Here is an 11,363-nt window from a genome sequence, read left to right on the forward strand (position 1 = left end):
GGCTGTCGCTGAGACTCCTCTAGTAAAGAAAAATCACCAAATCCCTCGTATCATCAACCAAAAGATTGCTCAAAAGTTGATTGAAAAAACTTCTATGACCGCCATTGCCCATCAGCTGGCCATTTCAACTTCAACTGTTATTCGCAAGCTCAATGATTTTCACTTTGAGCATGATTTTTCTCGTCTGCCAAAGACTATGTCCTGGGACGAATATGCCTTCACTAAGGGGAAGATGAGCTTTATTGCTCAAGATTTTGATAATCTCAATATCATCACTGTTCTTGAGGGAAGAACACAAGCTGTCATCCGAAATCACTTTCTTCGCTACGATAGAGCCGTTCGATGTCAGGTGAAAATGATTACTATGGATATGTTTAGTCCTTATTATGACTTGGCTAAACAGCTTTTTCCGAATGCTAAAATCGTTCTAGATCGTTTCCATATTGTACAACATCTAAGCCGTGCTATGAGTCGTGTGCGTGTCCAAATCATGCATCAGTTTGAACGAAAATCCCATGAATACAAGGCTATCAAGCGCTACTGGAAACTCATTCAACAAGATAGTCGGAAACTCAGCGATAAACGTTTTTATCGCCCTACTTTTCGCATGCACTTAACCAATAAAGAAATCTTAGATAAGCTTTTGAGCTATTCAGAAGACTTGAAACACCACTATAATCTCTATCAACTCTTGCTTTTTCACTTTCAACATAAGAAACCTGACAAATTTTTCGGACTCATCGAGGACAATCTGAAGCAGGTTCATCCTCTTTTTCAGACTGTCTTTAAAACATTTTTGAAAGATAAAGAGAAGATTGTCAATGCACTTCAGTTACCCTATTCCAACGCCAAATTAGAAGCGACCAATAATCTCATCAAACTTATCAAGCGCAATGCTTTTGGTTTTCGGAACTTTGAAAACTTCAAAAAACGGATTTTTATCGCTCTGAACATCAAAAAAGAAAGGACTAAATTTGTCCTTTCTCGAGATTAGCTTTTTTTCAACCCACTACAGTTGACAAAGAGCCAAGTTTTTAATACCTGATGCTATGCGTTTTTGACTTTAAAGCTTATTTTGCTCTGTCTCTACTTTGAAGCAATATTTTACCCAGTATGTTTTATAATTTCTCGTTGATAAATCGGATAAACTGATTCCACCAAACTTTTAAGAAGAAGGCTTTTTCAACTTTCTTTTCTGCTACCATTTCGAAACTAGGACGTTCTGTGGTAATGTAACCTTGACCGATCAAGTCCTTGTCTTCATAAGTTAAATGGCCAACCACTGTTCCAGCTTCAAGTGGTGCGAGGATTGCTTTAGAATCAGGTGTGAATTGAATAGATTGGGAAGAGTGATTCCCACCACGTTCAATTAGATAGATATCCTCTGGGGCCACTGCAGTGACCGTATCTTCTTTTCCATCTTGTACAGGGACTTTGCTATCTTGATAGGCATCGCCTTGCTGAACGATTTTACGAAGTGTGAATGTAGAAGAAATATAATCCATTAGGGAAGATGTAGCTGTAAAACGAGAGTAAGGATTATTATCTTGATGATCTGCATTCAAAACAACGGTGATAACCCTCATGCCTTTTTCGACAGTAGTACCAACAAAAGATTCTCCAGCCTTATCTGTTGTTCCTGTTTTCAGTCCATCAAAACCACCACGGTAAGCAGGCATACCTTCTAACATGTAGTTGGTAGAGGTGATTGTCATTCCAGCAAAAGTAGAAGAAGGTTTTTTCGTTATTTCCAAGACTTGTGGGTACTTTTTGATGAGATTACGGGCAACGATAGCGACATCATAGGCACTGAGCTTATTTTCATCATCTTTATTAGACCCTGGGTAAATGTTATCTCCAAGAGTTTCGTTGTTCAGACCAGTTGTATTGACAACAGTGGCATCTTTTATTCCCCATTCCAGGAGTTTGGCCCGCATCATATCAACGAAGTTTTTTTCAGAGCCAGCAATTTTCTCAGCTAGGGCAATAGCGGCGCTGTTGGCACTAGATACCAGAGTTGCTTCAAGTAACTCTTCGACAGTATAATTACGGGCCTCCATGGGAACATTACTGGCTTCAGAATTTGTCGTCAATTGATAAGGATAATCAGAAATATCTACTGGGGTGGATAGTGTGATACTTCCATTTTCTAGAGCCTCATAGACAAGATAAACTGTAAGTAGTTTTGTTATAGAAGCAATTTCGACAGGTTGAGTTGCATCTTTCTCATATAGAATTTTACCAGTATTGGCCTCAACAGCAATCGCATGTTTAGCAGCAATATTAAAATCTTGGGCAGCAACAGTAGATGCTGCCCCAATTACGGATAGACTTAAGAGAGTAAAAATGATTTTTTTCATAGTAAGTTTATTCTAACATAAAGAAAAAAATATTCCCAGTTTCATGATAGAAGAAAGAAGCTTTTTTGAAAGTATGGTAAAATAGATGAATGGAGGTAGCTCATGTTTCGTAAGAATAAATTATTTTTTTGGACCAGTGAGATTTTATTAGTAACAATCATTTTTTATTTATGGAGAGAGATGGGGGCTATTGTCACGCCTTTTGTAAGCGTAGCGAACACCATCATGATTCCATTTTTATTGAGTGGCTTTTTATATTATTTGACCAATCCTATTGTAAATTTTTTACAAAAGTATTTCAAAATTAATCGTATTATTGGTATTCTACTAACCTTGTGTGCTTTGGTTTGGGGGCTTGTTATTGGGATAGTCTATCTCTTACCGATTTTGGTCAATCAGTTGACCAGCTTGATTGCGACTAGCCAGACTATCTATAGTCGTTTACAAGATTTGATTATGGATTTATCTACTTATCCAGCCTTTCAAAATTTGGATATTCAAGCGACTATTCAACAATTAAATCTATCCTATGTAGATATTTTACAAAATATCCTAAATAGCGTTACCAATAGTGTTGGAAGTGTTCTATCAGCTCTCTTTAGTACCGTTTTGATTATTATTATGACCCCTGTGTTTTTGGTTTATTTTTTGTTAGATGGTAACAAATTTTTGCCGATGCTTGAGCGTACTGTTTTAAAGAGAGATAAGTTGCATATTGCAGGTTTGCTAAAAAATTTGAATGCGACAATTGCTCGATACATTAGTGGAGTCGCAATTGATGCGATTATTATCGGTTGTTTGGCCTTTATCGGATACAGTGTTATTGGTTTGAAATATGCTTTGGTTTTCGCTATCTTTTCAGGATTAGCCAATCTCATTCCGTATGTGGGACCAAGTATAGGTCTGATTCCGATGATTATCGCAAATGTCTTTACTGATCCTCATAGAATGCTGATTGCAGTTGTTTATATGCTGATTATTCAACAAGTGGATGGGAATATCCTCTACCCTCGAATCGTTGGCGGTGTGATGAAGGTTCATCCAATTACGATTTTAGTATTACTTTTATTATCCAGTAATATCTATGGTGTCATTGGTATGATTGTCGCAGTACCAACCTATTCTATCTTAAAAGAAATTTCTAAGTTCTTATCACGTTTGTATGAAAATCATAAAATAATGAAAGAACGAGAAAGAGAATTAACTAAGTAAAAGTCAGGAAACCCCTGATTTTTCTTTTTGTTTAGCTAAGTGATAGGAGTATAAGTGTCGTTTAGATTAGCCGATTAAGAATAATTCACAAAAACTTTGTAAAACACTTGCAATTTAGCTAAAATTTGATAAAATAGTAAGGAAAGTTAGACTGTATTGCCTACTGTCTATCTATAAAATATATTTTATTGGAGGCTTTTACTCAAATGGCAAAAGAAAAATACGATCGTAGTAAACCACACGTTAACATTGGTACTATCGGACACGTTGACCACGGTAAAACTACCCTAACTGCAGCTATCACAACTGTTTTGGCACGTCGCTTGCCTTCATCAGTTAACCAACCTAAAGACTATGCGTCTATCGATGCTGCTCCAGAAGAACGCGAACGCGGTATCACAATTAACACTGCGCACGTTGAGTACGAAACTGAAAAACGTCACTACGCTCACATCGACGCTCCAGGACACGCGGACTACGTTAAAAACATGATCACTGGTGCCGCTCAAATGGACGGAGCTATCCTTGTAGTAGCTTCAACTGACGGACCAATGCCACAAACTCGTGAGCACATCCTTCTTTCACGTCAGGTTGGTGTTAAACACCTTATCGTCTTCATGAACAAGATTGACTTGGTTGACGACGAAGAATTGCTTGAATTGGTTGAGATGGAAATCCGTGACCTCTTGTCAGAATACGACTTCCCAGGTGACGATCTTCCAGTTATCCAAGGTTCAGCTCTTAAAGCTCTTGAAGGTGACTCTAAATTTGAAGACATCATCATGGAATTGATGGCTACTGTTGATGAGTACATTCCAGAACCAGAACGTGACACTGACAAACCATTGCTTCTTCCAGTCGAAGACGTATTCTCAATCACTGGACGTGGTACAGTTGCTTCAGGACGTATTGACCGTGGTACTGTTCGTGTCAACGATGAAATCGAAATCGTTGGTATCAAAGAAGAAACTTCAAAAGCAGTTGTTACTGGTGTTGAAATGTTCCGTAAACAACTTGACGAAGGTCTTGCCGGAGATAACGTAGGTGTCCTTCTTCGTGGTGTTCAACGTGACGAAATCGAACGTGGACAAGTTATTGCTAAACCAGGTTCAATCAACCCACACACTAAATTCAAAGGTGAAGTTTACATCCTTACTAAAGAAGAAGGTGGACGTCACACTCCATTCTTCAACAACTACCGTCCACAATTCTACTTCCGTACTACTGACGTTACAGGTTCAATCGAACTTCCAGCAGGTACTGAAATGGTAATGCCTGGTGATAACGTGACAATCGACGTTGAGTTGATTCACCCAATCGCCGTAGAACAAGGTACTACATTCTCTATCCGTGAGGGTGGACGTACTGTTGGTTCAGGTATGGTTACAGAAATCGAAGCTTAATTCGATTTAGTTCCCAGAAGAACAATTATTTAAGTCAGACATTGAAAGAATCTTGCTTTGCAAGGTTCTTTCTTTAAAAAATAAAAAGATAGACCTGGTAAAGTCCAGATCTATCTAATGAGTTATTTCCAAGTGACTAGTTCGCTCCAAACGCTAACATTCGATATAGTAGAGGTTTCACCAGCTGGAACCCATTTGTTGGTGCCTAAGTATCTAACTTCTAATTTACGAACATTTACTGTGTAAGATGCTTTTAGTCTAATATAACCATAAGTGTAGGGTGGTATGTTATGGGAGACTGAGTGAGTTAAACTAAGTCCAGCCCCAGACTCAGGAGCAGAAAAGCCAACACCTGCACTTAAAGTTAGGGTAGCTCCAACTTTTCCACCATAAGCAGTTGAACTTAGAGCTCCTGATGTAGCGCTACTCTTATAAGAGTGAGAGTAGCTAGTTCTATAGTCTGCAACACCAGTTTCATTAGAACGAGTTTGATACGTAGATTTAGACTCTAAATAGGCGTCTATAAGTTCAGTCGTATAAAATGACAATAACTCTCCTGTGTTGATATCTTTTACAACACGATTAGATACAATTTCATAATTTGTGCCAGGATAGACATTAGCAAAAACCGTAGATGTTGTGACTAAGAATAATAGACTTGATAGTACAGATAAAACAATATTTTCAGTTAAATAAGAAAAAGTTTCCTTTCTTCATGATCAAAAGATTATTTTTTCAATCCTTTGAAAGTCATAATGCAACCCGAAAGGATACTGAGAGTTCCTATAGGTCTCCAATATAGATGCCAAAAGAATAAATTTATTCTGCCTTTCAGTGTCTCATCGGGTCCGGCATAATAGGGGTTGATGTGAAATAATAAAAAACCAAAACATAAAACTATGACTCCGGTTAAGAATAAAATGTCCTTATTTACTTTCCTCATAAAACCTCCTTTTATTTAATTTAAAGCGCTTTCTATTATTAGTATACATCAAAAAAATAAAAAAACAAGTCTATTTATTTATTAATTTATATGGTATAATAAAATAGTTGGAGAGTTTTTCTATAGTTTTAAAACGCTGATATGAAACACCTTATATTTTGCAAAAGAAAAATCTTTCGTTCAAATAATAGCAATGGAAAAGTGAGCTGTATCCCAAAACTTAGATTTTTTCTGTCTGACTTTTGGGGTGCAGTTCACTTTTTACTACAATACTATGTAATTTTACAAAAAAGAGGCTAGATAAAAACTCAATTTTAGGAGAAAATGAAGTAAATCTTCTCACAATAAAATGCATCATATCAAGTTTTTTGCACACCTGATATGATGCATTTTTCTGATTTTAAAGACTTTTTGCCCAGCCTCAATGAGGGATTTATTTTACATAGAGTTCTTGATTTTTCAAGATAATTTCTCGTACACTTGCAAATTTCTTGAGTTTTTTGAGTTCTTCAGGATGGGTTACGAGAGTGATAACATAACCTTCCTTACCCATACGGCCAGTACGGCCAGCGCGGTGAGTGTAGGTTTCGATATCTCTTGGGACATCAAAGTTTACGACACATTCGAGGCTATCGATATCAATTCCACGTGCTAGAAGGTCAGTTGCAAGAAGCAGGGTTAGTTGCTTGTCTTTAAACTTTTCTAAGATGACTTTTCTAAATTTGACATTGACATCACTAGCGAGGGAAACAGCCAAGATATCTCGATACTGTAGTTTTTCTTCTGAACTTCCAAGGTCTGATAGGCTGTTAAAGAAGACCAGACCGCGGAAATCCTCAACATGAGCTAATTTTCGTAGCATGTCCACTCGGTGACGTTGATCCACCTGCATGTAGAAGTGCTGGATGTTGTCCAATTTTTGGTCAGAAAGATTAATGGTACGTGTGTTAAGCGCAATCTTCTCTTGGTCAAACTTGGTCGTCGCACTCATGTAGACGAGTTGGTGGTCACGAGGTGCGTAGTGAGTGATTTTCTCAACAAAGTGTATCTGAGAATCATCTAGCAATTGGTCGAATTCATCCAGGATTATGGTTTCCACATTCATCATCTTGATTTTTTTCAGTTTAATGAGTTCAAAGATACGGCCTGGGGTTCCAATTAGAATTTCTGGCCCCTTTTTAAGGCGTTCAATCTGGCGTTTCTGACTCGAGCCTGATAAGAAGAGTTGGGCAGTTAAGCCGATAGCTTCAGCCCACGTTTTACATACATCAAAAATCTGTCCAGCAAGCTCTGTATTTGGTGCTAGAATCAAGAGTTGTTGGGCTTTTTTCTTTTGTAGTCTGAGAAGACTTGGTAGAAGGTAAGCTAGGGTCTTACCAGTTCCTGTTGGGCTCACCCCTAGGAGGTTTTCTCCAGCAAGAAGGGGCTCAAATAGTTGGGTTTGAATGGGAGTGAATTCTTGGAAACCGAGTTGGTCACTCAGTTCTTGCCATTCAGTCGGTAGTTTGTTTTTCATTTTTCTGCCTCAAATCTAATGCCAGCACTCTGGCGCATGGTATATAGTAGCTCATGAACTGAACTTGCATCTTCCAGCCAAGTTTGGTAGAGATTCAGATCTGGTTGCTGGATCATGTGTGCAAATGCAGCGACTTCCTCAGTCATCGTATGAGGAGCCTGTTGGATAGGGAGTTGGATTTGATTTCCTTGATGGTCGGTAAAAATAGCCGAGCGAACATGCTCAATTGTGTTGAGCGTCAGGGTTCCATCTGTCGTATAAATCTCGCAAGGGAGATTGGAAGTGATGTTTTTTCCAGCCTTGATATGAACTTGATAGTCAGGGTAGAAGAGGATTCCGTCTCCATTCAGGTCAATACTATTGTCAAGCTGTTGAGCCTGATAGGTTGCATCCTTAGCTTTTCCAAAGAGACGAACGGCAGCGTAGAGGGGATAAATCCCCAAATCCATAAGAGCTCCACCAGAAAAACTATCTGAAAAGACATTGGGAGTCTGTCCAGCCAACAAGTCAGGCATCTTGGAAGAATACTTGGCATAGTTGAAATCTGCTCCCAAAATTTGTTTGTCTGCTAAAAAGTTTTTGATGATAGTGAAAGCTTTTTCATGGTAATTCCGAGCTGCTTCGAAGATAAAACAGTGATTTTTTTCAGCTGTTTGAATCAAATTCAGCCATTCTTGTGGCTGAGTGACAGCTGGCTTTTCAAGAATGACGTGTTTACCTGCAGATAATGCAGTTTTTGCCTGAGCAAAATGCAAGGAGTTTGGACTAGCAATATAGACCACATCAAAGGAGCTCTTGACTAAGTCTTCTAATTGATCAAAGAGCTGGATATCTTGATAGCGAGAAGCAAAGGTTGCTGCAGTTTCTAGTTTTCTAGAATAGACTGCGACCAACTGGTATTCTCCACTGGTATGGGCTGCTTCTATGAAGTGATGGCTGATAGCGCCTGTTCCGATGACACCTAATTTTAGCATAAATACTCCTTTTCCGATTTCAAATCCTTCTTTCATTATAACATAGATAGACGGGACTATCCAACAGAGGGTGAAAAATTTCAAATAAGCTACTAGGACTTTTCCAAAGAAAGTGGTACAATAATGAGATGAGTAAATGAAATGGGAGGGAAAATGAGATTATTACCTATAAGAAAAATATCACGTCAGTCTAAGAGGCTAGCGCTTTTTTTGACTTTTTGTGCAGGTTATGTAGATGCCTATACTTTTATTGTGCGAGGGAATACTCTTGTAGCTGGACAAACTGGGAATGTAGTCTTTCTTTCAGTAGAATTAATCCAAAATAATGTTTCAGATGTTAGGGACAAGGTTCTCACCTTGCTAGCTTTTATGATGGGGGTCTTTTTATTAACTGTTTATAAGGAAAAATTGAGAATTGTGAAAAAGCCAATTTTGTCATTGTTTCCTTTAGCAATCTTATCAATCATTATTGGTTTTGTGCCGCAAATTGTAGATAATATCTATCTAGTACCGCCCTTAGCCTTTTGTATGGGCTTGGTGACAACTGCCTTTGGTGAAGTATCGGGGATTGCTTATAATAATGCTTTTATGACGGGGAACATCAAACGGACCATGTTGGCTTTTGGGGATTATTTTAGGACCAAGCACACACCATTTTTACGTGAAGGGATTATCTTTGTAAGCCTGCTTAGTAGTTTTGTACTTGGCGTTGTCTTTTCAGCCTATTTGACGATTTTCTATAATGAAAAAACTATTCTTGGTGTTCCTATTATGATGAGCATTTTTTACCTCAGTATGCTTTTTGCCTCGTGGCGGAAAAAAGTAAAAGAAAAAGCTTCATTTTAGGTGTTATTACTTGTAAGAAAATAGGAGATATGCTATACTTGAAGAGTTGACTATGCACGTTCCTGTGCAACCGCACGAACATCGTTGCTTGATTATTCAAGTTTAAGTGGTTCGTCCCACGATGCTAGGCGAGTCTTCACAAAAAATTCGGGGAAACCCATAAAAATCATAGGAGGTGCATAATGAGCACATACGCAATTATCAAAACTGGCGGAAAACAAGTTAAAGTTGAAGTTGGTCAAGCAGTTTACGTTGAAAAATTGAACGTTGAAGCTGGTCAAGAAGTTACTTTTAACGAAGTTGTTCTTGTTGGTGGTGAAAACACTGTTGTCGGAACTCCACTTGTTTCTGGAGCTACTGTAGTTGGAACTGTTGAAAAACAAGGAAAACAAAAGAAAGTTGTTACTTACAAGTACAAACCTAAAAAAGGTAGCCACCGTAAACAAGGTCACCGTCAACCATATACTAAAGTTGTCATCAACGCAATCAACGCTTAATTTTAAGGAGAACACATGATACAGGCAGTCTTTGAGAGAGCCGAAGATGGCGAGCTGAGGAGTGCGGAAATTACTGGACACGCCGAGAGTGGCGAATACGGCTTTGATGTCGTGTGTGCATCGGTTTCTACGCTTGCCATTAACTTTATCAATTCCATTGAGAAATTTGCAGGCTATGAACCAATCCTAGAATTAAACGAAGATGAAGGTGGCTATCTGATGGTTGAAATTCCAAAAGATCTTCCTTCACACCAGAGAGAAATGACCCAGTTATTCTTTGAATCATTTTTCTTAGGTATGGCAAACTTATCGGAGAACTCTTCAGAGTTCGTCCAAACCAGAGTTATCACAGAAAACTAACACGGAGGAAAACATTATGTTAAAAATGACTCTTAACAACTTGCAACTTTTCGCCCACAAAAAAGGTGGAGGTTCTACATCAAACGGACGTGATTCACAAGCAAAACGTCTTGGAGCTAAAGCAGCTGACGGACAAACAGTAACAGGTGGATCAATCCTTTACCGTCAACGTGGTACACACATTTACCCAGGTGTGAACGTTGGACGTGGTGGAGACGATACTTTGTTCGCTAAAGTTGAAGGCGTAGTACGCTTTGAACGTAAAGGACGCGATAAAAAACAAGTTTCTGTTTACCCAATCGCAAAATAAAAAGGTCCAGTGAACCTTTTTATTCCGAGCCTTGAAATCTAAAGGCGAGGAAGCTAGAAGTAGCATTAAATAAGGCTTTCCGAGTTTTCGGAGAGCCTATTTTTTTGTTTTGATACCCATGCTGATACCCATATTTTAAAAACCAATGTAAGAAGCGAATTTATCAGCTACTTTATTTTACGTTGAATGTAAAACTTTTACAATAATGAATTTTATAAGGGAATAAGATATTGTAAAAATTGCTAAGATTTGATATTATAATTGTATCTGAGTAAGTAAGCAGGAATATGGAAAGGAGTGAACCTGTATGAAAAAGCTTATCACCATGATAGTCTGTTCAATCTCTTTTCTTGTTCTATCTGCTTGTGTCAGTAAGAAAAAACTTATTCTTCCTGAACCTGAAACTATTTCTGTAATTTCTCTGCAGAAAAAAACCTCTGAAGATATTAAAACTATCAACAAGAGAGAAGAAATTTCAAAATTGATTAAGGAGATACAGAGACAGTCAAAATCTACCTCTTTGGAGAGTGTAAATGATCAACCGACAAATGTTAAAGATTATATCATTATCAAGTTTTATCATCAGAATGAAGAAAAGGATAGTGTAGTCTATCTATATACTAAGAAGAAAAGACAGTATATTGAGCAACCTTATGCTGGTATTTGGCAAGTAAGTCCAGATATAGCCAATAGGATTAAAGAGTTTTTTTCTAGTTGATTTATAGGACAAAAGAAAATGTTAGAGGCTTTTCTTGCATCATATTATAAACGGTAAATCAACAAGATTTGCTGTTTTTATTTGTTTGAACCAAAATGAGGACTGAAAAAGACATTATTCTAATTCTTGTATTGGGTTGTTAGACTCTTCATTGGAATTTGAGGTAACTTCTAAAACTAACTTCCAGTTTCTCACCACCTAGCATTTAGTATGAGAAAAACGCG

At 37.9% G+C, this 11,363-nt stretch carries 12 protein-coding genes and 1 other annotated feature; of the genes, 8 read left to right on the plus strand and 4 right to left on the minus strand.

Translation table 11 applies throughout. From position 1 onward, the window contains the following. Nucleotides 1-994 (plus strand): ISL3 family transposase (locus ADI86_RS10375; protein ID WP_049532923.1); only part of this gene is annotated, 994 nt, incomplete at its 5' end. A gap of 124 nt (nucleotides 995-1,118) precedes the next feature. Here the strand turns inward: ADI86_RS10375 and pbp3 are convergent. After that, complete coding sequence (pbp3, locus tag ADI86_RS10380) at nucleotides 1,119-2,360, minus strand: D-alanyl-D-alanine carboxypeptidase PBP3 (RefSeq protein ID WP_049532951.1); 1,242 nt, start codon at nucleotides 2,358-2,360, stop codon at nucleotides 1,119-1,121. Nucleotides 2,361-2,462: 102 nt separating this feature from the next. Between pbp3 and ADI86_RS10385 the strand changes: the two genes are divergently transcribed. Both ADI86_RS10385 and tuf read left to right on the plus strand, forming a co-directional pair. Beyond that, nucleotides 2,463-3,572, plus strand: coding sequence for an AI-2E family transporter (locus ADI86_RS10385; protein ID WP_049532952.1), 1,110 nt, complete (start codon nucleotides 2,463-2,465; stop codon nucleotides 3,570-3,572). A gap of 206 nt (nucleotides 3,573-3,778) precedes the next feature. After that, complete coding sequence (tuf, locus tag ADI86_RS10390) at nucleotides 3,779-4,975, plus strand: elongation factor Tu (RefSeq protein WP_001040722.1); 1,197 nt, start codon at nucleotides 3,779-3,781, stop codon at nucleotides 4,973-4,975. A 122-nt stretch (nucleotides 4,976-5,097) separates the two neighbouring features. Here tuf and ADI86_RS10395 read toward each other — a convergent pair whose 3' ends face one another. The 3 genes from ADI86_RS10395 to ADI86_RS10410 all read right to left on the minus strand — a co-directional run bounded on the left by ADI86_RS10395 (nucleotide 5,098) and on the right by ADI86_RS10410 (nucleotide 8,408). Next, nucleotides 5,098-5,523: a hypothetical protein gene (locus ADI86_RS10395; protein WP_241486556.1), complete on the minus strand. Its 426-nt coding sequence runs from the start codon at nucleotides 5,521-5,523 to the stop codon at nucleotides 5,098-5,100. 828 nt (nucleotides 5,524-6,351) lie between these two features. Continuing rightward, nucleotides 6,352-7,434 (minus strand): DEAD/DEAH box helicase, encoded by a 1,083-nt coding sequence (locus tag ADI86_RS10405; protein ID WP_049532954.1) that lies wholly within the window; start codon nucleotides 7,432-7,434, stop codon nucleotides 6,352-6,354. Then, nucleotides 7,431-8,408: a Gfo/Idh/MocA family protein gene (locus tag ADI86_RS10410; protein WP_049532955.1), complete on the minus strand. Its 978-nt coding sequence runs from the start codon at nucleotides 8,406-8,408 to the stop codon at nucleotides 7,431-7,433. Before ADI86_RS10410 ends, ADI86_RS10405 begins: the two co-directional genes overlap by 4 nt. 153 nt (nucleotides 8,409-8,561) lie before the next feature. Between ADI86_RS10410 and ADI86_RS10415 the strand changes: the two genes are divergently transcribed. The 5 genes from ADI86_RS10415 to ADI86_RS10435 all read left to right on the plus strand — a co-directional run bounded on the left by ADI86_RS10415 (nucleotide 8,562) and on the right by ADI86_RS10435 (nucleotide 11,139). Continuing rightward, nucleotides 8,562-9,254 carry a YoaK family protein gene (locus ADI86_RS10415; RefSeq protein WP_049532956.1) on the plus strand — a complete coding sequence of 231 codons (693 nt, stop codon included), beginning with the start codon at nucleotides 8,562-8,564 and terminating at the stop codon, nucleotides 9,252-9,254. Nucleotides 9,255-9,312: 58 nt separating this feature from the next. Beyond that, nucleotides 9,313-9,400: a sequence feature (ribosomal protein L21 leader region), on the plus strand. A 36-nt stretch (nucleotides 9,401-9,436) separates the two neighbouring features. Continuing rightward, complete coding sequence (rplU, locus tag ADI86_RS10420; RefSeq protein ID WP_003007734.1) at nucleotides 9,437-9,751, plus strand: 50S ribosomal protein L21; 315 nt, start codon at nucleotides 9,437-9,439, stop codon at nucleotides 9,749-9,751. A gap of 15 nt (nucleotides 9,752-9,766) precedes the next feature. After that, entirely contained in the window at nucleotides 9,767-10,111 is a 345-nt protein-coding gene (locus ADI86_RS10425; protein WP_000613694.1) for a ribosomal-processing cysteine protease Prp, read from the plus strand. 16 nt (nucleotides 10,112-10,127) lie between these two features. Next, complete coding sequence (gene rpmA / locus ADI86_RS10430) at nucleotides 10,128-10,421, plus strand: 50S ribosomal protein L27 (protein ID WP_000916509.1); 294 nt, start codon at nucleotides 10,128-10,130, stop codon at nucleotides 10,419-10,421. Between the two features lie 307 nt (nucleotides 10,422-10,728). Then, nucleotides 10,729-11,139, plus strand: coding sequence for a DUF5301 domain-containing protein (locus ADI86_RS10435; RefSeq protein ID WP_049532957.1), 411 nt, complete (start codon nucleotides 10,729-10,731; stop codon nucleotides 11,137-11,139). Nucleotides 11,140-11,363: the final 224 nt, after the last annotated feature.

The sequence above is a fragment of the Streptococcus pseudopneumoniae genome (assembly GCF_001074975.1).
Taxonomy (GTDB): domain Bacteria; phylum Bacillota; class Bacilli; order Lactobacillales; family Streptococcaceae; genus Streptococcus; species Streptococcus pseudopneumoniae_D.